General features: G+C 61.3%; 11 protein-coding genes. 7 read left to right on the forward strand and 4 right to left on the reverse strand.

Features of this window, described 5'->3' with window-relative positions; translation table 11 throughout:
* Positions 1-135: 135 nt before the first annotated feature.
* A complete protein-coding gene (locus H7698_RS23675; RefSeq protein ID WP_194692947.1) occupies positions 136-13119 on the reverse strand; it encodes a non-ribosomal peptide synthetase in 12984 nt (4327 codons plus the stop codon).
* 372 nt (positions 13120-13491) lie between these two features.
* On the opposite strand from H7698_RS23675, the gene H7698_RS23680 reads away from it, so the two are divergent.
* The gene (locus H7698_RS23680; RefSeq protein WP_162436311.1) at positions 13492-14040 is read left to right on the forward strand and encodes an RNA polymerase factor sigma-70; all 549 of its coding nucleotides are present in this window, start codon (positions 13492-13494) and stop codon (positions 14038-14040) included.
* Between the two features lie 156 nt (positions 14041-14196).
* Here H7698_RS23680 and H7698_RS23685 read toward each other — a convergent pair whose 3' ends face one another.
* The 3 genes from H7698_RS23685 to H7698_RS23695 all read right to left on the reverse strand — a co-directional run bounded on the left by H7698_RS23685 (position 14197) and on the right by H7698_RS23695 (position 16833).
* Positions 14197-15210 carry a GNAT family N-acetyltransferase gene (locus H7698_RS23685; protein ID WP_194692948.1) on the reverse strand — a complete coding sequence of 338 codons (1014 nt, stop codon included), beginning with the start codon at positions 15208-15210 and terminating at the stop codon, positions 14197-14199.
* Between the two features lie 97 nt (positions 15211-15307).
* Positions 15308-16117, reverse strand: a complete 810-nt coding sequence (locus tag H7698_RS23690) for a substrate-binding periplasmic protein (protein WP_194692949.1) — start codon at positions 16115-16117, stop codon at positions 15308-15310.
* Positions 16118-16206: 89 nt separating this feature from the next.
* Entirely contained in the window at positions 16207-16833 is a 627-nt protein-coding gene (locus H7698_RS23695) for a TetR/AcrR family transcriptional regulator (RefSeq protein ID WP_194692950.1), read from the reverse strand.
* Positions 16834-17023: 190 nt separating this feature from the next.
* Between H7698_RS23695 and H7698_RS23700 the strand changes: the two genes are divergently transcribed.
* The 6 genes from H7698_RS23700 (at position 17024) to H7698_RS23725 (ending at position 25444) form a co-directional block, all read left to right on the forward strand.
* On the forward strand, positions 17024-18814 hold the full coding sequence (locus H7698_RS23700; protein ID WP_194692951.1) for an acyclic terpene utilization AtuA family protein: 1791 nt from the start codon (positions 17024-17026) through the stop codon (positions 18812-18814).
* Between the two features lie 12 nt (positions 18815-18826).
* Positions 18827-19711 (forward strand): SDR family oxidoreductase, encoded by an 885-nt coding sequence (locus H7698_RS23705; RefSeq protein ID WP_194692952.1) that lies wholly within the window; start codon positions 18827-18829, stop codon positions 19709-19711.
* 3 nt (positions 19712-19714) lie between these two features.
* Positions 19715-21331: a geranyl-CoA carboxylase subunit beta gene (gene atuC / locus H7698_RS23710; protein WP_194692953.1), complete on the forward strand. Its 1617-nt coding sequence runs from the start codon at positions 19715-19717 to the stop codon at positions 21329-21331.
* Positions 21332-21356: 25 nt separating this feature from the next.
* Entirely contained in the window at positions 21357-22514 is a 1158-nt protein-coding gene (atuD, locus tag H7698_RS23715) for a citronellyl-CoA dehydrogenase (protein ID WP_162436316.1), read from the forward strand.
* Positions 22511-23308, forward strand: coding sequence for an enoyl-CoA hydratase/isomerase family protein (locus H7698_RS23720; protein ID WP_162436317.1), 798 nt, complete (start codon positions 22511-22513; stop codon positions 23306-23308). The genes atuD and H7698_RS23720 overlap by 4 nt, the downstream gene beginning before the upstream one ends.
* Before the next feature lie 174 nt (positions 23309-23482).
* Positions 23483-25444, forward strand: a complete 1962-nt coding sequence (locus H7698_RS23725) for an acetyl/propionyl/methylcrotonyl-CoA carboxylase subunit alpha (RefSeq protein ID WP_194692954.1) — start codon at positions 23483-23485, stop codon at positions 25442-25444.
* Positions 25445-25501: the final 57 nt, after the last annotated feature.

A 25501-nucleotide genomic window follows, 5' to 3' on the forward strand; every position in this document is an offset into this window, starting at 1 on the left:
CGCCGCCATCGGCCATCCATGGCCGGGGGCGGCTAACCCGGCATCCTTGCCGGGTTGCCCACTGCGCAGAACCTGCGCTCGGCCTTCCGAGGCGGCAAGAAGATCAAAAGCAGAGCAAAACAGAGCAAAAGCAAATTAAAACCCCTCCAGCTCTGCCATCAGATCATTCAACCGCTCCGCCTTCTCTTCAGTCATATCGTTCACAGCCAGCCCATCGATGTACCCGGCCAGTTCCTCTACTGTGCTGCACTCGAACATTGCTCGCAGCGGTACATCGCGTTGCAGCGCTTTCTGCACCCGTGACGCGATTTGCGTCGCCAATAGCGAATGCCCGCCCAGTTCGAAGAAGTTGTCGCGCACTCCAACTTTGTCGACCTTCAGCACTTCTGCCCAAATATCGGCCAGCGTCTGCTCCAGCCCGTTGCGCGGCGCCTGGTAGTCCTGGTTCTGCAATTGGCCGATTTCAAGCACCGGCAGGGCTTTTCGATCGAGCTTGCCGTTGGCGTTGAGCGGCATCCGGTCCAGCCATAGCCAGTGCAGCGGCACCATGTATTCCGGCAGTTCGGCGCGCAGGCGTTGTTTGATGCGCTCCAGGTGTTCGTTCGGGTTGAGCGTCGAATCAGCCGCTACCAGATAGCCGACCAGGTGCTTGCCATTGAAGCCGTCCTGGACGCCGACCGCCGCTTCGCGAATGTGCGGCTGTTCGTGAAGGCGCGCTTCGATTTCACCGAGCTCGATGCGGTAACCGCGAATTTTCACTTGATGGTCGATTCGCCCGACGTACTCCAGCACGCCGTCGCTGCGACGCCGGGCCAGGTCGCCCGTGCGATACAGACGATCCCCCGGCGCGCCAAACGGGTTCGGCACGAAGACTTGCGCGGTGCGCAGCGGATCGCTCACATAGCCACGTCCGACGCCCGTACCGGCAACGCACAACTCGCCCACCGCGCCCAGCGGCACCAGTTCCAGCGCGCCATCGAGCAGGTACAAACGGTTGTTGTCGGTCGGTGTACCGATCGGCAAATAGCTGCCGCGGGTCGAGGCCGGATCGACACGGAAAAACGCCACGTCATCCGAGCACTCCGCCGGACCATACGCATTCACCAGCCCGATATCCGGATAACGCAGCAGCCATTGATGGGCAAGCTCCGGCGGCATGGCCTCCCCCGTCGGCAGCATCCAGCGCAGGCCGTCGAGGCTCATTCGATCCTGGGCAAGCATGCCCTGGATCAGCGACGGCACGCTTTCCAGCACGGTGACACCGTGTGCCGAGACGTGCGCCAGCAACCCCTGCGGATCGTGGGCGATGGTGTTCGGCACGATGTCGACCCGTGCGCCGAACAACGGCGCGGCGAGGAACTGCCAGACCGAAATATCGAAGCTTTGCGAAGCCGTCTGCGCGATCACGTCGGCATCGCTCAGGTCCAGGTACGGCACCTTGCTCAACTGGTTATTGAGCATGCCGCGCTGCTCGACCATCACGCCCTTGGGCAAGCCGGTGGAACCGGAGGTGTAAATCACATACGCCAGATTGTCCGGACCGCTGTAGAGGCCGGGATTGGTCACCGACGCGCCACTCGCCTGCACCTCTTCCCAGACCAGCAACCGAGGTCGATTGGCACAGCCGCAGGCGTCCAGCAGCGCGACAGCCTGTTCACGGCACGCCTCTGTACACACCAGCAACGGCGTGCGACTCAGGTCGATGATCCGGCTCAGTCGCTGGCTTGGCAGCCCCGGATCCAGCGGCAGGTAACCCGCTCCGGCCTTGAAGCTGCCGATGATCATCCCGAGCAAATCAAGGTTACGTTCACCCAGCAACGCCACCGCTTGATCCAGCCCGACACCGGCCGCGATCAGGGCATGACCCAGCCGGTTACTGCGCTGGTTCAGCTCGGCATAGCTGTGCTGTTTATCCAGGCAACTGGCGGCCACGCGCTGCGGATGCTGGGCAACCTGTGCTTCGAACAGCGCTACGTAGCTCTGCTCCAGCGGATATTCGTGCTCGCTCTGATTGCAACCGTGGATCAGGAAATCCTCTTCCTCGGCCCCCAGCAGCGGCAAGTCCGCCATGTCGCCATGGAACCCCTCCACCAGCGCCAGCAGCAAGCGCTTGAACTCGCCGAGCATGCGTTCGACCGTGGCCTCATCGAAGAAACGCTGGTCGTAAGACAGGTGCAAGCCCAGGTCATCGCCTGGATAACACACGGCTGTGAGCGGGAAGTTGGTGTGGGTGCGTCCCGAATCCGAAGTCGCGTTAAGACTCTGGGCACGGTCCAGCACCGAGACTTCCACCGGGGCGTTTTCGAACACAAAAAGACTGTCGAACAGCGGCTGGCCCTTGGGCAGTTCGCTGGTTTCCTGAATGCTCACCAGCGGCAGGTACTCGTACTCGCGCAGCTGCATGTTGCTGTCGAGCAAGTCACTGAGCCACTGGCGAATGCTGCAACGCTGATCGTCTTCAGGCATTTTCACCCGCAGCGCAATGCTGTTGATGAACAGCCCGACCGTGCGCTGCATCGCCGGCATTTCCACCGGACGTCCGGCCACCGTGACGCCGAACAGCACATCACGATCACCGCTCAAACGCCGCAACACCAAGGCCCATGCCGCCTGGGCAAAGGTGTTGATGGTCAACTGATGGGCCTGGGCCAATTCGCGCAGTTGCGCACCGTCCCGGGCATCCAGTCGGGTGTAGCGATCGCCTACGATCATGCCGCCACTTTCACCGGCGTGTTCACGCAGGAAAGGCCGGTCACTCGGGATCGGCGTGGTCCGTTCGAAGCCGTGCAGATTGTCCTTCCACCACTGCCGAGCCTCCTCCAGGCTCTGGCGTTGCAGCCAGCCAATGTAGTCGCGATAGCGCGGCGGCACGGCCAGTTGTGCCTGGCGATTTTCGCCCAGGGCGGTGTAGATCTCGAAGAAATCGTTCATCAGCAGCGAACGGCACCACGCATCGATGAGGATGTGGTGGTTGCTCATCATGAACCAGTAGCGCGCGGCGCCAACCCGGATCAGTCGCAGGTGGAACGGCGCCTGAACAAGCAGATCGAAACCGGCCTCGCGCTCGCTTTTAAGAAGTGCCTGCAGCTTCGGTTCTTGCTCGGTGTCGGCGACATCGGTCCAGTCCAGAAACTCGATCGGCGTGCTGCCCGGCTTGTGGATAACCTGCAGCATGTCTTCGCCGACGTTCCAGCAAAACGAGGCACGCAGGGCTTCGTGACGCGCAATCACCGCTTGCCAGGCTTCGGCAAAACGCTGCGGATCAAGTTGGCTGTTGATGCGATAACGGTCCTGCATGTAATACAGCCCGGTGCCCGGTTCCAGCAGGGTGTGCAGCAACATGCCTTCCTGCATCGGTGTCAGGGGATACACATCCTCGATGACCGCAGCGGGCACGGGCAGCGCGTCGAGTTGTGCCTGGGTCAGTCCGGCCAACGGGAAATCCGACGGCGTCAAGCCGCCCGCATCGTCGCGCAGGCAATGCTCGACCAGGTCTTGCAGCTCCCCCAGATAGGCGTTCGCCAGCTCGGTGATGGTCTGCGGATCGTGGCGTTCGGCACTGAACGTCCAGCGCAATACCAGCTCGCCGCCGTAGACCTGACTGTCGACGCTCAGTTCGTTCGGCAGCGGTGCTTTCGGGTCATGGGCCGCGCCAACCGGCTCGCCCAGCGGACGGAACAACGCATCATCGGCAAAACTCTGGTCGAACTGGCCGAGGTAATTGAAGGTGATCTGCGCCGGCGGCAAAGCTGCCATGGCAGTACGGCACAAATCATCGGCGAGGTAGCGCAGCACGCCATACCCCAGACCTTTGTGCGGCACGGCACGCAGTTGCTCCTTGATCGCCTTGATCGAGTCGCCCTGGCTGTTCGCCGGTGTCAGCCGCAACGGATACGCACTGGTGAACCAACCCACGGTGCGGGTCAGATCGATGTCATCAAACAGGCTTTCACGGCCATGACCTTCCAATTGAATCAAGGCGGATGCGTGACCGCTCCAGCGGCACAATACGCGAGCCAATGCAGTCAGCAGCAGGTCATTGACCTGAGTGCGATAGGCACTCGGCGCCTGCTGCAGCAACTGGCGTGTCTGTTCGCTGTCGAGGCGCACACTGACCGTTTGCGCGTGACGGTGTTGACGTCCACCTTCAGGGCGGGGGCACGGCAACCCGGCGTGAGGACCTGCCAGGTTCGCCTGCCACCAGCTCAATTCCTCGCGCAGGGATTCGCTGCCAGCGTAAGCCTGCAAGCGAGCGGCCCAGTCCCGGAAGGCGCTGGTTTTCGCTGGCAGTTGCACCGTCTCCTGCAAGGGCAATTGGCGATAGGCCGTTTGCACATCGTCCAGCAAGACGCGCCACGAAACCCCGTCCACCACCAGGTGGTGAATGGCGATGAACAATCGCTGCTGGTCCTGTGGACCATCAACCAACAGCGCACGAACCAGGGGTCCCTGTTCGAGGTCGAGGCTTCGCTGGGCGTCGGCGAACAGCGCCGTGCACTGGTCCATGGATTTCACCCGTACTTGCCAGAGCACCGGGACGTCAGATTCAGCCTGGTGTTCGGCGCGCCATTGCCCCGCGGCGTTGGTGAAACGCAGGCGCAAGGCGTCGTGCTGTGCGATCACTGCCAGCAGCGCTTGCTCAAGACGATGAGGTTCCAGCGTCTCGGCCGGTTCCAGCAGCAAGGCCTGGTTCCAGTGGTGGCGCTCAGGGATCTCGCTGTCGAAGAACCAATGCTGGATCGGTGTCAGGCGCGATTCGCCCGTCAGCAAACCTTGCTCGGCAGTCACCTGCTCAGTGCGGGTCGCGACGGCAGCGAGGGTGTGCACCGTCTGGTGCTGGAACAGGTCCCGCGGACTGAAGTGAATGCCCTGTTGCCGTGCGCGGCTGACCACCTGGATCGACAGGATCGAATCACCGCCCAGTTCGAAAAAGTTGTCATTGAGACCGACCTGCTGGACGTTCAACACGTCGCACCAAATGCCGGCCAAAGTCAGTTCCAGCGCGTTGCTCGGCGCCACGTACTGCTGACGGTTCAGCTCGGGGTCCGGCGCCGGCAACGCGCGGCGATCCAGTTTGCCGTTGGCGGTCAGCGGCCAGTGAGCCAGCAGGATCAGGTGCGTTGGCACCATGTAGTCCGGCAGCTGGGATTTGAGCTGAGCCTTGAGCGCGTCACGCAGCGAGGCCTGTTGCAAGTCATCCTGCGCGGCGGTATCGGTCAGCACGTAGCCGACCAATTGCTTCCCGCTGGGTGCGTCCAGGGCAAGCACCACCGCCTCGCGCACGGATTCATGCTCGAGCAAACGGGTTTCGATTTCGCCCAGTTCGATGCGGAAGCCACGGATCTTCACTTGATGGTCGATACGTCCCAGATACTCCACCAGTCCGTCGTCACGCTGGCGAACCAGGTCACCGGTGCGATACAGGCGCCCGCCGTCGGCCGCAAACGGGTCCGCCACAAACCGCTCGGCCGTCATGCCTGGACGCTGGTGATACCCCTGCGCCAGACCGGCACCGCCAACGTACAACTCGCCGCTGGCACCTTGTGGCACCAGGGCCAGGTCGGCATCAAGGATGTAGGCCACGCGAGCGCCGATCACGCTGCCGATCGGCACACTGCCCAGGCCTTCTTCCAATTCCTCCGGAGCCAGGCTGGCCAGCGGCATGACCACGGTTTCAGTCGGGCCATAGGCATTGAAGAACAGGCTCGGCTTGAACGCCGCACGAATGCGCTGCAGGTGTTCGCCAGTCAGCGCCTCGCCACCGGTGATGCACATACGCACCGGCAGGATTTCATTTCGAGTGGCCAGCCATTGCGCCAACTGGCTACCGTAGCTCGGCGTGAAACCGAGAACGTTGATGTGGTGCTGGCGAATCAAGCCGCAGATTTCTTCCGCATCCCACTGTCCCTGAGCGCGCAATACGACCTGCGCGCCACTCAACAACGGCACGAGCAAGCGCTCGGTGGCGGCGTCGAAATTGATGGAATAGAAGTGCAGTTCGCAATCGTCCGGGCGCATCCCGAAGCGTTCGATCACGGCACGACAATGCATCGCGATTTCACCGTGGGACACCACCACGCCTTTCGGTCTGCCGGTGGAGCCAGATGTGTAGATCAGGTACGCCTGATGCTGCGGCAGGCTGATGAATGGCAGCTCACTGGCCGGGTAATTCGCCAGTTCAGCGGCATCCTCTTCGAGGCACCAGCGCTCCAAACTCGCCGGCAGTTGGCCAAGCGCCTTGAACATCGCAGCATCGCTGAGCAGCAAACCGATGCCACTGTCTTCGATCATGTAATGCAAACGGTCCAGCGGATACTCGGGGTCCAGCGGCACATAGGCGCCGCCCGCCTTGAGGATCGCCAGCAGGCCGACAACCATGTCCAGCGACCGTTCAAGCGCCAGGCCGACGCGCACTTGCGGGCCGACACCGCGTTCGCGGAGCATCCAGGCCAGGCGATTGGCGCGGCTGTCGAGTTCGGCATAGCTCAGGGTGTGCCCGGCGAACGTCAGTGCCGGCGCATCTTTTCGAATCAGTGCCTGCTCGCTGAACAGGTGATGAATGCACTGGTCAAGACGATGCTCCCCCGGTTCGACACCAAGGCTGTCGAGCAACTGTTGCTGCTCAGTGGCTTCCAGCAATGGCAAGTCGCTGAGGCGCTGTTGCGGATCGCTGAGTAAGGCTTCGAGCAGGTTGCGCCAATGCCCGGCCATGCGCGCAATGCGTGGTTCATCGAACAAATCGGTGCTGTAGGTCAGGCAGCAACCGAGCCGATGATCGAGGTCGGTGACTTCCAGATTAAGGTCGAACTTGGTCGCACGCGCATCATTGGCCAGGTACTCGACGGTCATGCCCGCCAGGGTACGACTCTGCTGGAATTCCCAGCGCTGGACGTTGCACATCACTTGGAACAGCGGGTTGTAAGCCGTGCTACGCGGTGGCTGCAAGGCTTCCACCAAGTGATCGAACGGCAGGTCTTGATGGGACTGGCCTTCGATGACGGTATGGCGGACCTGATCGAACAATTCGCCAACGGACATCTGGCCGTCGAGCTGGCAACGCAGCACCTGTGTATTGAGGAAAGCCCCAATCAGCCCTTCGCTTTCCGGACGAATCCGGTTGGCCACCGGCGCGCCAATGCGCAAGTCGGTCTGGCCACTGTAGCGGTAAAGCAGCACCGCCAATGCGGCCGTCATGGTCATGAACAGGGTTAGACCGTTCTGCGCATTGAAGGCTCGAACCCGTGCGGCGAGGTCATCACTCAAGTCGAAACGGAACAACTCGCCCTGATGGCTTTGCACCGGCGGACGCGGGCGGTCGGAGGGCAATTCCAGCAGCGGATGTTCAGGGCCCAGTTGCGCGGTCCAGTAGTCCAGTTGACGCTGGCGTTCACCAGACTCCAGCCACTGACGCTGCCACACGCTGTAGTCGAGGTATTGCACCGGCAGCGGCGCCAGCGGCGATTCGCGGTCCTCCACCAGGGCTTCGTAGAGCGCGCTCAATTCCCGGGCAAAGATATCCATCGCCCAGCCTTCGGTGACGATGTGGTGCAGGGTCAGCACCAGATAATGTTCCAGCTCGTCAGTCTTGACCATGCACGCGCGAAGCAGCGGCCCGGTTTCCAGATTGAAAGGTTTGTGCGCCTCGTCGTCAGCCAGTTGCTGGACCTGCCATTCACGACCGTCGGCATCCAGCGCAGTGAAATCCTTGAACTCCATGCGCATGCCGGTGTGCGCATGCACCTGTTGCCTGGCCACACCGTCGATGCTCGGGAACGTGGTGCGCAGGGTTTCGTGGCGCATGATCAACGCCTGCAACGCCGCCTCGAAGCGCCCGACATCCAGCACCCCGCGCAATCGCGCCATGCCACCGACGTTGTAAGCCGGGCTGTCCGGTTCCATCTGCCAGAGGAACCACATGCGCTGCTGGGAATAGGACAAGGGCACCGGTTGGCTGCGGTCGACTTTCTCAATCGGTGGTTGCTGGTTGGTTTTGCCGCTGGCCTGGATCAATCGGACCTGTTCGGCAAATGCGCCCAGCTCGCTGTTCTCGAACAACGCTCGCAACGGTAACTCGACATCGCAGGCCTGACGGGTGCGAGAAATGATTTGCGTGGCCAGCAACGAATGACCGCCCAGGGCAAAGAAATCGTCACGCAGACCGATTTGCGCAAGGCCCAGCACTTCGCGCCAGATGCCGGCGATCTTTTGTTCCAGGTCGCTGACCGGTTCGACGTGCTCGCGTACCTGCCAGTGCGGTTCAGGCAAGGCCCGGCGATCGAGTTTGCCGCTCGGGCTCAGGGGCATTTCGTCCAGCCGCATCAATTGCGCCGGGACCATGTATTCAGGCAACTCGGCCGCCAATGCGGCGTGCAGGCGCTGGTTTTGTGCATCGATTTCTTCGCAGAAACCCGTGCTCGTGTAATAGCCAATCAACTGTCCACCGGCCGACGTTTCACGCACCAGCACGACGGCTTGAACGACGCCATCCTGAGCCAGCAACCGCGCCTCGATTTCTTCCGGCTCGACACGAAAACCACGCAACTTGACCTGCTGATCGAGACGACCGAGGTATTCGATAACCCCCTCTGCGGTCCAGCGTGCCCGGTCGCCGGTGCGGTACAGGCGGGCGCCCTGCTCGCCCAGCGGATCCACGACAAAACGCTCGGCGGTCAACGAAGGACGTCCCAAATAGCCACGGGCCAGACCGATACCACTGATGCACAACTCACCCGGCACGCCGGCCGGCACGGGGTTGAGATCGTGGTCGAGCACCCGGCAGACAACATTGCCCAACGGTCGGCCAATCGGCGAACGCTCACCGTCCTCGAGGGAGCACTGCCAATGGGTGACGTTGATCGCGGTTTCGGTCGGGCCATAACGGTTGTGCAATTGCACCGCTGGCAGCTGTTCCAGCACGCGGTTACGCAGCTCCGCGGGCAAAGCTTCACCCCCGGAAAATACCCGGCGCAGGCTGGTGCATTCGGCGGTGAGCGGTTCGTCGATAAACAATGAAAGCAGCGCAGGCACGAAGTGCAGTGTGGTGACGCCGTAGGTTTGAACCAACTGGGCGATGCGGTGCGGGTCGCGGTGTTCGCCAGGGCCGGCGATCAGCAAACGTGCCCCCGTTATCAGCGGCCAGAAGCACTCCCACACCGACACGTCAAAACTGATCGGCGCCTTTTGCATCAGCACGTCGGTATCGTTCAGGCGATAGGTGGACTGCATCCATTGCAGCCGCTCGGCGAGGGCGGCGTGGGTATTGCCGACGCCCTTGGGCTGGCCGGTGGAACCGGAGGTGTAAATCACGTAGGCCAGGTTGTCGCCGTGCAAGTGCAGGCCCGGTGCGTGACTCGGCCAGCTTTCCAGGTGCAGGGTGTCCATGGCGATCACGCTGACGCCTGCGGTGGCCGGCAAGCGATCGAGCAATTCGGTCTGGGTCAGCAGCAATTCAACGCCGCTGTCGCTGAGCATGTAGGCCAGGCGTTCGGCGGGGTAATCAGGATCCAGTGGAACGTAGGCGCCACCGGCCTTGATGATCGCCAGCAGGCCGATCAACAGCTGCGGCGAACGCTCGGCGGCAATCGCCACGCACACATCCGGGCCGACGCCTTTGTCACGCAGGTAATGCGCCAGCCGGTTGGCCTGGGTGTGCAATTGCGTGAAGTCCAGGCTGCCGCCGTCCCAGATCAGCGCGATGCGTTCCGGGGTCAGCCGCGCCTGCTCGCTGAGTTGTTCCGGGAGCCACTGGCTGGCCGGTGTACACGGTGCAACGCTCCACGTTGCCTGGTGTTGTTGCTCGCTTGGTGACAGCAGCTGCAAGTCACCGATGGCGCTTTGCGGTCGCTCGCAAACGTCCCGCAGCAGGGTGCTGAAATGCTCCGCCAGGCGCTCGATGGTGGCGCTGTCGAACAGCTCACTGGCGTAATCGAAGGACAGGCTCAGACGCCCTTTGGCATCTTCTTCGCTGTGCAATTGCAGGTCGAACTTGGCTTCACGACTGTGCCACGGCAGTTCTTCTGCCAGCAATCCAGGCAGCCGGCGCAGCGCGCTCAGGTCACGCTGCTGATGGTTGAACATGACCTGGAACAGACCTTGTTCCCGAGCATGGGGGAAGGTTTCGAGCAGCTGTTCGAACGGCAAGTCCTGATGCGCCTGGGCGCCCAAGGCCGCGTGACGGGTTTGCGCCAGCAACTCAACGAACGGCAGCCGCGCATCCACCTCGGCGCGCATCACTTGGGTGTTGATGAAGAACCCGATCAGTCCCTGTGTTTCCAGTCGAGGACGGTTGGCATTGGGCACGCCGATGCGGATGTCGCGCTGACCGCTGTAGCGATGCAACAGACTCTGGAAGGCGGCAAGCAACAACATGAACGGCGTCGATTCATGGGCATGGGCCGTCCGGCGAATGGCGTCGCTGAGGGTCGTCGCCAGCTTGATCGAATGACGGGCTGCAGGTTGGCTTGGCTTTTTTGAACGGGGATGATCAGTGGCCAGATTCAGGGTCGGATGTTCAGTCCCCAACTGCGCTTTCCAGTAGGCCAATTGTCGCTCACCCTCCCCTTGTGCCAGCCATTGGCGCTGCCAGCTGCCGTAATCGGCGTACTGGGTCGGCAAGGGGGCAAGCGCTGCGGTTTGCCCCTGGGAGGCGGCGGCGTAGACCCGCGAGAACTCGTCGATCAATACGTTCAGCGACCAACCGTCGGCGATGATGTGGTGCATCGTCACCAGCAGCTGATGGTCCTCATCATCCAGGCGCACCAGGGTCACCCACAGCAGCGGACCTTTCTCCAGATCGAATTGGGTATGGGCTTCGTCTTCACGAATCTGCTGCGCGCGCGCCTCTCGCTCGCTGGCTGGCAAGTCGCTGATGTCGATCAGTTGCAGGTTGAACACGCCGGGCGCGTCGATCTGTTGCAGCGCCACGCCATCACGTTCGAAGAAGCGCGTGCGCAGGGATTCGTGGCGTTCGATCAGTTGCTGGAAACTGGCACGCAACGCGTCTTCGTCCAGTTCGCCACGTAAACGCAAAGCTCCCGGAATGTTGTAAGCGCTGCTCTGCGGGTCGAGCTGCCAGGTGATCCACAATCGGTTTTGCGCAAGGGACTGCGGCATCGGTTCACTGCGCGTCAGCGTGGAGATTGCGCCTTGAGCCAGTCCGCCGTCCTGTTGTTGGCGGGCGACGGCGTCGGCGAATGCGCCCAGGGTCGGGGCCTCGAACAACAAGCGCAGGTTCAGCTCAAGACCGAGTTCTTCACGCAGCCGCGCGACCACCTGAGTCGCCGAAATGGAGTTGCCACCGAGCAGGAAGAAGTGATCATCGGCCTCGACCTGTTTGACCTGCAATTGCTCGCACCAGATCTGCCCGATCAGGGTGTGCAGCTCGCCAGCGAACTCGCTTTGCCCGACCCTGGCGCTGACCGCTGAAGGAAACAGCGCGTAATGGTCGAGACTGTCGTCCGCCAATCGAATACGGCACGCCGCTCGTTGCAACTTGCCGCTGGAAGTTTTCGGCAGCGCACCGGGATTGAGCAACGCCACGACACTTGGCGCCTCTTGATACGCCTCCGCCACCGCTTGGCGAATGGACTTGATCAACGCTTCGGGCGGCAGGATTTTCTGCACGCTGCGGCTGATCTCCGCAGCGATCCCGATGCCCTCCTGACCGTCGACCGTGACGGCAAACGCGGCCACCCGACCTTTGCGCACGACCTCGACTTCGCGTTCGATGGTCTGTTCGATGTCTTGCGGGTACAGGTTGTGACCGCGAACGATGAGCATGTCTTTCAGGCGACCGGTGATGAACAGTTCGCCGTCGCGCATGAACCCCAGATCGCCAGTGCGCAGCCAGGTGCGCCCGGCGTGCTGGACGAAGGTCTTGGCGCTGGCTTCGGGATTGCGCCAGTAGCCCTGGGCGATGCTCGGACCGGCGGCCCAGACTTCGCCAACGCTGTTGTCAGCCAGTTCGTTGAGCGCCTGCGGGTCGACAATCAGCACCGCGTGATCCGGCTGGCTGATGCCGCAACTCATGATCGAACTGCCCTCGCCCGACTCGGCCCGGTTCTGTGCCAGCGCTTGTTCATCGACGCGCAGAGTGCCGATGCCATGGCCGCGCGGGCTGCCGGCGACGAACAGCGTCGCTTCGGCCAAACCGTAGGACGCCATGAAACTGTCCGGGGTAAAACCGCAGGCAGCAAACTTTGCCGCGAAGCGTTCCAGGGTGTCGAGACGAATCGGTTCGGAACCGGAATACGCCACGCGCCAGCCGCTGAGATCAAGCCGTTGCAGTGCCGACTCGCTGACCCGCTCGCTGCACAGGCGATAAGCGAAATCCGGCCCGCCGCTGATGGTGCCGCCGTACTCGCTGATCGCTTCGAGCCAGCGCAACGGCCGACCGAGGAAGTACGCCGGCGACATCAACACGCAAGGCACGCCACTGAAAATCGGCTGCAACAGACCGCCGATCAAACCCATGTCGTGATACAGCGGCAACCAGCTGACAATCACATCGTCGGGGTTCAGATCAATGCCGAAACCGTGGCGAATCAACAACTCGTTCGCCACCAGATTACCGTGGCTGACTTGCACGCCTTTGGGCAGCGCGGTGGAACCGGAGGTGTACTGCAGAAAGGCAATGTGTTCGGCCGGCAGATCCGGCGCGCGCCAGCTATCCGCCAACGCCGGGGCGAGGCTATCGACGCAGAGCAACGCTGGCGCACCTTCGATCTGCAACAAGGCGTCGCGCAGACTCGTACTGGTCAGCAGCAGACGCGGTTCGGCATCGCTGATGATCGACAGCAAGCGTTGCTGATGATGACGGCGGGTCGACTCTGGCGGATACGCCGGGACTGCGATCACGCCGGCATACAGGCACCCGAAGAAGGCGGCGACATAGTCCGGGCCGCTTGGAAACAACAACACTGCGCGATCGCCAAACTCAGCCTCGGCCTGCAGCGCCCCCGCAATGACCCGGGCCCGCCGATCCAGCTCGCGATAACTCAGTACCACCGCTTGATCCGGGGTTTCGGCGAGAAACCGCAAGGCCACCCGATCCGGCGTCAGGGCCGCGCGGCGCTGAAGGGCTTGGACCAGATTGCTTGGGAGTTCGAACGCGTCGGTCATGGGGTTTCCTGCCAGATGTGGGCTTGCAAATGGAATCGGTTTTCTTACGTCACGCCCCATTCGAGGCATGCAGGACGCGGTCTTCGCCGACCGCGCAAGGCATTGGGAATGCTGGTTTGGCCAGGGCTGTACGTTCGGGCCATTCACCAAGGAGAACGGATGGGATCTTGAAATAATTAGTCATACGGCTGATCGCCAACGGGGCTGGCGTGCGTCAGCGTGTCGCAGTTCTCAAAACGCACCTTTGCGGAGCATTAATTCTCTTTCTCAATTGACAATCATTATCATTCAACATAATTTGTCGCTCGATGTGTAGGGCAGCCCAGGTCTTTCGCGCCGCCCCACTAACCTCTTTGCAGCAGGGTGTTTTCCATGACGGAACAAGTATCCACAAGCAGGTGCGACTCACCGTTACTTCAGGCATTCGTCGACAATCGACTGATTCTGGTCAAGATTGCAGCGCGCATTACCGGTTGCCGGTCCCGTGCTGAAGACGTGGTGCAGGATGCGTTCTTCAGGCTGCAATCCGCACCGCAGATCACATCGTCCTTCAAGGCGCAGCTCAGTTACTTGTTCCAGATCGTGCGCAACCTGGCGATCGATCACTACCGCAAGCAGGCGTTGGAGCAGAAGTATTCCGGCCCTGAAGAGGAAGGGTTGAACGTGGTGATTCAAGGTGCTTCGCCGGAAACCTCGCACATCAATTTCTCGACCCTGGAAAACATCGCCGATGCGCTGACGGAGCTGCCGACCCGCACCCGTTACGCGTTCGAGATGTACCGCTTGCACGGTGTGCCGCAAAAAGACATCGCCAAGGAACTGGGCGTCTCGCCGACGCTGGTGAACTTCATGATTCGCGATGCGCTCGTGCACTGCCGCAAGGTGTCGGGGAATCGTGCGGACACGTTTGCTCGTCGCTGAAACCTGCAAATTTGCGTCGCCCCTATCGCGAGCAGGCTCACTCCTGCATTAAATCTGCGGTGTTCACGGATTTCGTGTTCACAACAGATCCAAGGTGGGAGTGAGCCTGCTCGCGATGGCGGCCTCAAGTTCAATAAAGATCCCGAGCCTCACACCTCAAACCAGCTCACACCGCTCAAAAAACCGCTCCCGCCCCAACACCATCAACGCGGCGCGCTTATGCGGAAAGTCGAACTCTTTCTCGCAGTAAAAACGCTGCCCCTGCAGGTACTCGATCATCTTTGCGTTATCCGCACGCGGCTCGGCGACTACTCGCTGGGTGCGTGGATCATCGAGAAACAGGTAGTGCGTCAGCGCCGATAACCAGCTCGCCACCTTGTGTGGGCCACGGTGTGTTTCTTCACCGACCAGCATGTGGATACCCCGGTCGTAATCGGCGGCGTCATAGAACGGCGCGATGCGATCTTCCTTGGCCCAGTAGGCTTCAAAATAGGCAAATGGCTGATCATCGAAACAACCGATCAACGTCAGCGTGTGCGGGTCGGATTCGAGTTTGGTCAGGTATTCGCGATGCTGTTCGAGGCTGCCCTCCTCCTGCCAGAAGCTCGCCACCCGCGCACTGTTCTGCCAGCGATTGAAGCGCTCCAGATCGTGGTCAATGTCGACAGTGCGTAACGAGATCCAGGCGCCCAGTCGCGCATCGAAACGGCGATACACCTCACCTTGAGGATTCACCGCGCGCAACGGGTGGCGCTTGCCGGCGCTGATGATCATCTGCCGGGGAAAACTGTGGACCCGCGCTTGCGTCAGCCACGGCTGGGGCAGTTGCCAAAACAGCGCGCGCTCGCAGCGGTAATCACCGGGTACGTCGGTGGTGATCAGCAAGCCGCTGAGCAACGCCTCATTGGGCACGTCATCGAGCAACCAGGTCAGGCGCTGGCAAGCAGGGTCGCGGGCAAACAACCAATAACAGGCGGCCCAGATCGCGTCGGTGTCTGGGCGTTTGAAGCCTGCCTCGACCTGTACCTGTACCGCGGGCTTTGGATTCAGGCGCAGATGGATCAACGGCTGTCCCGCCAGGCTGAGGACCAATCGGTTTTCGGTTTCATCCGCTACAAGATGGCTGCCTGACGGTAAGGCCAGGGCGATCAGGTCATTCAGAATTGGCATGGGAGCGCTCACGATAATCGTCGACAGTTCAACGAGGTGACGTGAGCCGGCCAGGGAAATTTAAGAGAAGTCGCGAATTCACGACTCATGGCGCAATTCAGTTGCCAGGCACCGGCACCACGGCGATTTTGTAGGGCGAAAAAATCCTCAGCATCGCGCCGTTATCGCGCAAACCTTGCAGCAACTTGCCAAAGGCTTCGCCACTGATGGGCGCAGAGGGCCGCAGGATCGCGTAGTGGTGATAGACCTGATCGACGCGGTCGGACACCAATAATTGATTGACGACTTTGTCGTTGCGTAACAGGTAATCACTCAGGTACGAACGTGTCACCAGTGCGATGTCTGCGCGGCCCCGCAGGACCATCAGCAAGTTGCTGTCATGGGAATAGGTCAGCGTCGCGTTGTAGTTCTGCGCCAGCAATTTCGGGTCGGCATTGAAGTTGGCGAACTCGTAGTGATAGCCGCTGAACACCGCCAGACGTTTATCGGTGAGGTCGGAGAAATAGTCCTGTGGTCGGTCGGGCTGGCGTTGCGCGACAAAAATCTCGGCATCTTCCAGCCCCATATCGACGGTGACGTGGGGAATGTCCTTCCAGCCCCAATCGGGGTTTTCGAAAATAGCCATGTCGACCCGACCTTGCTTGAAGTCACCGAAGCGTCGGGGAATCGAGGTTGGCACCAACGCAAACTGGTAATCGGTTTGCGAAGCGTTGAGTGCCTCGATCAATTGCGGTAACAGGCCGGTGTCGGCGCCCATTTCGGGACGCACGGTATAAGGAGGAAAATGCGCAGCGCCGACGCGCACCAGCTGTCCAGCCTGGGACGGCACTGTCCATGACACAGCGAGCAATAACGCCGCGAGCGCCGCCAGTGAAAATCGCGAGGCCGTCTGAATTGGCGAGCACATCAAACAACCTACTCCCGAAAATGACACATCAATGCATTCAAACTAGGCGGTTTCACCCACTTAGCCAGTTTCCTACTGGCCAAATAGCACTATTGTTTCTCTTCCAGCACCAGAATCAACGCCTCATCGGCTAATTGATCAAGGCTCATGCTGCCACCGGCACGGAACCAAGTGGTGGTCCATGACAGCGCACCCGTCAGGAACCGGCGGGTAATGAACACATCGCCGCGAATGAATCCGGCGTCTTTGGCCTCGCCCAATACTTGCAGCCAGAGGTCTTCATAAATATCGCGCAACGCCAGAACTTGCGCCTGGCCTTCTTCGGACAACGAGCGCCATTCATACACCAGCACCGCCATGGCCTCGCCGCTGCCGCCCATGATCGACTGCAATTCGCATCGGATCAGCGCCAGCACCCGCTCGCGCACACTGTCGGACTCGGCCAGTGCCGCGCGCATCAGCGCAGTGTTGTAGCGAATGGTCTCTTCCATCACCGCACGCAGGATTTCGTCCTTGCTTTTGAAGTGATGAAAAATGCTGCCGGACTGAATGCCCACGGCGCCCGCCAGATCACGCACCGTGGTGCGCTCATAACCTTTGTTGCGAAACAGGTGAGCCGCCACTTGCAGCAGTTTGCCGCGGGCGCTGTCCGGGTCGGTCAACTGGCCGTTGTCGACCAATTCGCGCATGACCTTGAGGGCTTTTTGCTCGTCCACCCGTTCTCTCCTACAGTCGTTCAATCAAATACGCCCATCGCCACTAAAACAGCGGGGTTGCGCGGGCAATTTAAGCTGGCGATGACAACCAAGCAAGCGCTTGGGAAGAAGTAAATCGAGGCATTTACAAACCAAGCGCTTGCTTGGTAGTCTCGAACCACTGCTGTCGGAGGTGACTATGGAGAAGACTGTGCCTGAAACCATTCGCATCGGATGCGCCAGCGCGTTCTGGGGTGACACGTCGACTGCCGCTGCTCAGTTGGTGGAGGGAGGACGCCTGGACTACCTGGTGTTCGATTATCTGGCCGAAATAACTTTGTCGATCATGGCCGGCGCGCGGATGAAAGACCCGCAGGCCGGGTACGCCAGCGACTTTATTGAAGTGCTCAGCCCGCTCCTCCCACAGCTCGCCGAGCAAAAAATCCGCGTCATCAGCAATGCTGGCGGAATCAACCCGCAAGCCTGCGCCGCCGCCCTGCAAGCGGCCTGCGACAAGGCGGGCGTGGCATTGAAGATCGCCGTGCTGCTGGGCGATGACTTGCAGCCACAGTTCAAACAGCTGAGCACTCAGGGTTTGCGTGAAATGTTCACCGACGCTCCGCTGCCAGCGATGTGCGTCTCGACCAATGCCTACCTCGGCGCACCGGGCATCGTCGAGGCCTTGCGGTTGGGCGCGGACATCGTGATCACCGGACGCGTGGTCGATAGCGCCGTGGTCAGCGCTGCGCTGGTGCATGAATTCGGCTGGTCCTGGCACGATTACGACAAACTCGCCCAAGCCGCACTGGCGGGTCACCTCATTGAATGCGGCGCGCAGTGCACCGGCGGCAACTTCACCGATTGGCGTGAAGTACCCGACTACGAACACATCGGTTTTCCCATCGTCGAAGTCAGCGCTGACAGCCAGTTCACCGTGAGCAAACCCGAAGGCTCCGGCGGCCTCGTCACCCCGCTGAGCGTGGGTGAACAAATGCTTTATGAAATCGGCGACCCGCAGGCCTATCTGTTGCCCGACGTGGTCTGCGATTTTACTCAGGTCAAACTGGTGCAGCAGGGCAAAAACACGGTGCAGGTCCACGGCGCCAAAGGCTTGCCCCCAACCGATCACTACAAGGTCAGCGCGACCTACCCGGACGGTTTCCGTTGCACCGCCAGTTGCCTGATCGCCGGCATTGATGCGGTCGACAAAGCCCGCCGTGTCAGCGACGCGATCATCAACAAGACGGCGGAGATTTTCCTCCAGCGCGGTTGGGCGCCGTATAGCGAAGTGAACATCGAGCTGCTCGGCAGCGAAGCCACTTACGGTCCTCATGGCCAGCGTCAGGACAGTCGCGAGGTGGTGATCAAACTCGCGGTGCGCCACCCGAACAAACAGGCGCTGATCGTGTTCTCCCGGGAAATCGCCCAGGCCGCTACCGGCATGGCGCCCGGGTTGACCGGGATCGTCGGCGGTCGGCCAACGGTGTATCCGGTGATCCGGCTGTTTTCGTTTCTGATCGATAAAACCGCCTGCACCCTGGCCATCGACCTGGCCGGAAAACGCCACCCCTGCACCCTGCCCGACAGCGATGTCCTCGACACCGATGATTTGCCTGTACCCCTCGACCCGCCCAAACCTGCCGGCCTCGCTGACGCCAGTGTGGCGCTGGTGAAGCTGGCGGTTGCGCGCTCCGGTGACAAGGGCAATCACAGCAATATCGGGGTCATGGCCCGCGCGCCGGAGTACCTGCCGTGGATCGCCGAAGCACTGACGCCGGAAGTAATCGTGGACTGGATGAGCCATGTCCTCGACCCGGTCCACGGACGTGTCGAGCGCTGGTATCTGCCGGCCACTCACAGCCTTAATTTTCTCCTGGAAAATGCCTTGGGCGGCGGTGGCGTGGCCAGCTTGCGCATCGATCCACAAGGCAAAGCATTCGCTCAGCAACTGTTGGACATCCAGATTCCGGTGCCGCAAAGCATCGCTGACCAGGTCAACTAGAGGACCGCCACCGTGGCCTACGATTCGATATTCAAAACCGATCTGTTTGCGGGTCAAACCATTATCGTCACCGGCGGCGGTAGCGGTATCGGACGCTGCACCGCTCACGAACTCGCGGCCCTTGGCGCCCATGTGCTGCTGGTCGGGCGCAAAGTCGACAAGCTCAAACAGGTTGCCGCCGAAATCGTCGAAGACGGCGGCAAGGCTGACTGGGCCGTGTGCGACATACGCGAGGAAGAAACGGTCAAGCACCTGGTCAGCGAGTTGATCCGAGAGCACGGGCCTATCCATGGCCTGGTCAACAATGCGGGGGGACAATTTCCCTCCGCACTCGCTTCGATCAATCAGAAGGGTTTCGAAACCGTGATGCGCACCAACCTGGTGGGTGGTTTCCTGATGGCCCGGGAAGTGTTCAATCAATCCATGAGCAAGCATGGCGGCGCGATCGTCAACATGCTCGCGGACATGTGGGGCGGCATGCCCGGCATGGGCCACTCGGGCGCCGCACGTTCGGGCATGGACAACCTGACCAAGACCGCCGCTTTCGAATGGGGCTATGCCGGCGTGCGGGTGAATGCGGTGGCGCCGGGCTGGATCGCGTCGAGCGGCATGGACACCTACGAAGGCGCGTTCAAGGCCGTCATCCCGACCTTGCGCGAACACGTACCGCTCAAACGCATCGGCACCGAATCGGAAGTCAGCGCGGCCATCGTCTTTTTGCTCAGCCCCGCGGCGGCGTTTATCAGCGGCAGCACGCTGCGCATCGACGGTGCGGCGAGTCTGGGCGGTCGGGCCTGGCCGATTCACAAGGCGCAGAACAGCGAGTCCTATAACGGCTTTCATCGGGCGTACTTACCCGATGTACTGCAGCCAGACGCCCCCAAGGACAAGGAATAAACCATGCCGGTCATCCAGTCGCAGGTGGACCCGTTCAGCGAACCGTTCGCCCGGAACCGCGCAGCCATGCTGGTGGGCATCGAGCATGTGCGCCAGCTCGAACAGAACCTGCTGAACAAGGCTGCCGAGGCCAAACCCAAGTTCGACAAGCGCGGGCAATTATTGCCTCGGGAACGACTCAACCTATTGCTCGATCCCGGCGCACCGTTCCTTGAACTGGCGTGCCTGGCCGGCTACAAGCTGCATGATGACAAGGATGGCAGTTCAGCCGGTGGCGGCTTGATAGCAGGGATCGGCTACGTCTCGGGCGTGCGGGTGCTGGTGGTGGCGAACAACAGCGCGATCAAGGGCGGGACCATTTCCCCCAGCGGGTTGAAAAAATCCCTGCGCCTGCAACAGATCGCGATGGAAAACAAACTGCCGGTGATCACCCTTGCCGAGAGCGGTGGCGCCAACCTGAATTACGCAGCGGAGATTTTTGTCGAGGGCGCGCGCAGCTTCGCCAATCAGGCGCGCATGTCGGCCATGGGGCTGCCGCAAATTACCGTCGTGCACGGTTCCGCCACCGCCGGCGGTGCCTATCAGCCTGGGCTGTCGGATTACGTGGTGGTGGTGCGCGGCAAGGCCAAACTGTTTCTCGCCGGACCGCCGCTGTTGAAGGCCGCAACCGGCGAAATCGCCACCGACGAAGCACTGGGAGGCGCCGAGATGCACGCGCAAATCGCCGGCACCGCGGAGTACCTGGCCGAAAACGATGCGGATGGCGTGCGTCAGGTCCGTGAGATTGTCGGTCTGTTGCCGTGGAATGCGCGACTGCCGCTCGCCCAGTCCCGGCAGTACGACGAACCGCTCTACCCCATCGATGAGTTGCTAGGGCTGATCCCGGACGATCCGAAGAAACCCTACGATGTGCGCGAAATCATCGCGCGGATTGCCGACGCGTCGAACTTCCTCGAGTTCAAGGGCGAGTTCGATCAGCAAACCATTTGCGGTCACCTGCACATCCAGGGGCGCGCCTGCGGATTCATCGGCAACAACGGCCCGATCACGCCTAAAGGTGCGAGCAAGGCCGCGCAGTTCATCCAGCTGTGCGACCAGAGCCAGACACCGCTGCTGTTTTTCCACAACACCACCGGGTTCATGGTCGGGACGGAATCGGAACAGCAAGGGGTCATCAAACACGGAGCCAAAATGATCCAGGCAGTGGCCAACGCGCGTGTGCCTAAACTGACCATCGTCGTCGGCGGCTCGTACGGTGCCGGTAACTATGCGATGTGCGGCCGTGGTCTCGATCCCCGTTTCATCTTCGCCTGGCCCAACAGCCGCACGGCGGTGATGGGCGGCGCCCAGGCTGGCAAGGTATTGCGCATCGTGACTGAAGCCAAGCAGGCCAAAGACGGATTGGTGCCCGACCCGAAAATGCTCGACATGCTGGAAACGGTCACCGCGCAAAAGCTCGACAGCCAGTCCACTGCACTCTATGGCAGCGCCAGCCTGTGGGACGACGGTCTGATTGACCCGCGTGACACCCGGACCTTGCTCGGTTACTTGCTGGACATCTGTCACGAGGCCGAAGTGCGGCCGCTGCAAGCCAACAGTTTTGGTGTAGCCCGCTTCTAAGAGCGATCAACGGAGAACAATAAAAATGATCTTCACCCAGGAACACGAAGCACTGCGCCGCACGGTCCGCCAGTTTGTCGATCACGAGATCAATCCTCACGTCGAAGAATGGGAAAAAGCCGGGCGCTTTCCGATTCACGAGATCTTTCGCAAGGCCGGGGATCTCGGTCTGCTGGGGATTTCCAAACCGGAAAAATTCGGTGGCATGGGCCTCGATTACAGCTACTCCATTGTTGCGGCAGAAGAGTTCGGCACCATTCATTGCGGCGGCATTCCGATGTCCATCGGCGTGCAGACCGACATGTGCACGCCCGCACTCGCGCGGTTCGGCTCCGATGATTTGCGCGAGGAGTTTTTGCGCCCGGCGATCACCGGCGAACAGGTCGGCTGTATCGGGGTGTCCGAAGTCGGCGCCGGTTCCGATGTCGCCGGCCTGAAAACCACTGCGCGCAAGGACGGTGACGACTACGTGATCAACGGCAGCAAAATGTGGATCACCAACTCGCCGAGTGCCGATTTCATCTGCCTGCTGGCCAACACCTCGGACGACAAGCCGCACATCAACAAGTCGCTGATCATGGTGCCGATGAACACGCCGGGGATCAGCCTCAGTTCGCACCTGGACAAGCTCGGCATGCGCAGTTCGGAAACCGCCCAGGTGTTTTTCGACAACGTGCGCGTGCCGCAACGCAACCGCATCGGCCACGAAGGCGCGGGCTTCATGATGCAGATGCTGCAGTTCCAGGAGGAGCGGTTGTTCGGCGCGGCCAACATGATCAAGGGCCTGGAATACTGCATCGACAGCACCATCGAGTACTGCAAGGAGCGCAAGACCTTCGGCAATGCGCTCATCGACAATCAGGTGATTCACTTCCGCCTGGCCGAGCTGCAAACCGAAATCGAATGCCTGCGGGCACTGGTCTATCAGGCGACCGAGCAATACATCAAAGGGCAGGACGTCACTCGCCTGGCGTCCATGGCCAAACTCAAGGCCGGGCGCCTGGGACGCGAAGTCAGTGACAGTTGCCTGCAATACTGGGGCGGCATGGGCTTCATGTGGGACAACCCGGTGGCCCGGGCGTATCGCGATGTGCGTCTGGTGTCGATCGGCGGCGGCGCCGACGAAATCATGCTGGGGATCATCTGCAAACTCATGGGCATTCTGCCGGGGAAAAAGAAATGAGTACCTTGCCGGATTGCCAGACGTTGCTGCTTGAACCGCATAACGGCGTGCTGCACATCACCCTCAATCGCCCGGAAAGCCGCAATGCCATGAGCTTGCAGATGGTTGCAGATTTGCGCGCGGTGCTGGCGGCCGTGCGCGATGACCGACACATCCGTGCATTGGTGATCGGCGGCGCCGACGGGCATTTTTGCGCCGGTGGCGACATCAAGGACATGGCCGGCGCCCGGGCTCAGGGCGCGGCAGGTTTTCGCGATCTGAACCGGGCATTCGGCGCACTGCTGCAAGAGGTGCAACACGCCCCGCAAGTGGTGATTACCGTGCTGCAAGGTGCAGTGCTGGGCGGTGGCCTGGGCCTGGCCTGCGTCAGCGATGTCGCATTGGCCGATCATCAGGCGCAGTTCGGCTTGCCGGAAACCAGCCTCGGTGTGCTGCCGGCGCAGATTGCCCCCTTCGTGGTCCAGCGCATCGGCCTGACCCAGGCACGACACCTCGCGCTGACAGCAGCGCGTTTCGACGGCACCCATGCGCGGCGTATCGGTCTGGTGCATTTCGTCGAACATGACGCCCAAGCCTTGGCCGAGCGCCTCGACGAGGTGCTGGCGCATGTGCTGTGTTGCGCGCCGGAGGCGAATGCACGCACCAAACAACTCCTGCTGGCGAGTGCCGGGCAACCTTCAGATACCTTGCTCGATGACGCGGCGCAGTGGTTCAGCGAAGCGGTGACCGGGCGTGAGGGCATCGAGGGGACGATGGCTTTTGTGCAAAAGCGTAAACCAGGGTGGGCACCCTAAGAGCATCGCGGGCAAGCCCGGCTCCCACAGGTCCTGTATTGCCCCCACAGGCTCTGCATTACCCCCACAGGTTTGAGTGGCAATGAAGTTTTGTGAACAGCACTGAACCTGTGGGAGCCGGGCTTGCCCGCGATGAGGCCCTCGAATTCACCGAAAAACAAAAGGGAAACCCACATGCCCGCGCTCAAAAAAATCCTGATCGCCAACCGCGGTGAAATCGCCTGTCGCATCCAGCGCACCGCCCAGGCCCTGGGCTACCGCACCGTCGCCGTCTTCAGCGATGCCGACGCCGACGCCCTGCATGTGCAGATGGCCGATGAGGCCGTCAACATTGGCCCGGCGCCGGTGCAGCAATCCTATCTGAACATTCCAGCCATCATCGAAGCTGCGCGGCGCACAGGTGCCGACGCGGTGCATCCCGGCTACGGTTTTCTCTCGGAAAACGCCGGGTTCGCCCTCGCCTGCCAGGACGCCGGTCTCACCTTCATCGGCCCCAGCCCCGAAGCCATCGAACTGATGGGCAGCAAGCGCCTGTCGAAAATCGCCATGATCGACGCGGGTGTGCCGTGCATCAAAGGCTATCAGGGCGCTGCACAGGACGACGCCACCCTGAGCCGCGAGGCGCAATCGATCGGCTATCCGCTGATGATCAAGGCCAGTGCCGGCGGTGGCGGGCGCGGCATGCGTCTGGTACACGACGAAAACGACTTGCTGGAACAGATCCGCACTGCACGCTCCGAGGCGTTGAACGGTTTCGGCAGCGACGAGTTGATCCTCGAACAAGCTTTGATAGACCCACGCCATGTCGAGGTGCAGCTGTTCGGCGACCAGCACGGCAACCTGATTTACCTCGGCGAGCGCGACTGTTCGATTCAGCGCCGGCATCAGAAGGTTATTGAGGAAGCGCCCTGCCCGGTGATGACGGCCGAACTGCGCCAGGCCATGGGCGAGGCGGCGCTCAAGGCCGGTCGTGCGGTGAATTACGTCGGTGCCGGCACCGTGGAGTTCCTGCTGGATGCGCGGGGGCAGTTCTACTTTCTGGAGATGAACACACGGCTGCAAGTCGAACATCCCGTGACCGAACTGATCACTGGCCTTGACCTGGTGGCCTGGCAGTTGAGGGTCGCCGAGGGGTTGCCGCTGCCGCTTCGCCAGGAGCACGTGCAACTCAACGGCCATGCCATGGAAGTGCGTTTGTACGCTGAAGATCCGGCGCAGGGCTTTCTGCCGCAAACCGGCCGTGTCACCGCGTGGGAGCCGGCGTTGCAGGCGGGTGTGCGGATCGACCATGGTCTGGTCGAAGGCCAAATCATCAGCCCGTTTTATGACCCGATGCTCGGCAAGATCATCGCCCACGGCGCCACACGGGAAGAGGCGCGGCGCAAGTTGCTCAGGGCGGTGCAAGACAGCGTTTTGCTGGGCCTGCACAGCAATCAGCGTTTGCTCGAAGGCTTGCTCGAGCACCCCGCGTTTGTCAGTGGCGATTTCAGTACCGGATTTATCCAGACCTGGTTCACCGACCATGCCTGCCTGCAGGCGCAGATACCGACCAATGAACAATTGGCTATCGCGGCCGCGCTGTTTTATCACGGCTCTGCGAAGGTACATTCGTCTTCCCTGCCGGGTTGGCGCAACAACGCCAGCGTCCCCCTGCACTATCGCATCGGCCTGGGTGAGCAGGAGTGGGTCGTTGAATTGAACGCCGTGCCGGGTGAGCCGTACCGGATTCAAATCGCTGCTCAAACGCTGAATCTGAAGGTCATTGAGTGCGACGGGCGCACTGCCATCCTGGAAATCGATGGCATCCGGCGCCGGCATGTCTACCGTCTCGACGCTGGAGAACTGTGGCTGTTCACGGGGCCTGGCAGCCTGCGACTGGTCGATCGTACGCAAGCGCTGGTCAGTGCTCAGGTCAGCGTCAGCAGCGGCACCCTCAAGGCGCCGATGGATGGCGCCATTGTCGATGTGCTGGTCAGTGAGGGCAGCACCGTCGTCAAAGGCCAGCTGCTGGTGGTGCTCGAGGCCATGAAGATGGAGCATCCACTCAAGTCCGGGATCGATGGCGTGCTCAAACGCTTGCAAGTCAGCGTGGGCGATCAAGTGAAAAATCGACAGATTTTGCTCGAGGTCGAATAAGCCGCTAGGCGGATCCGCCGGGTTTGGCTACGCTCAAGCCCTATCAAGACGCGGATA

This window comes from Pseudomonas sp. p50(2008), assembly GCF_015351605.1.
Classification (GTDB): Bacteria; Pseudomonadota; Gammaproteobacteria; order Pseudomonadales; family Pseudomonadaceae; genus Aquipseudomonas.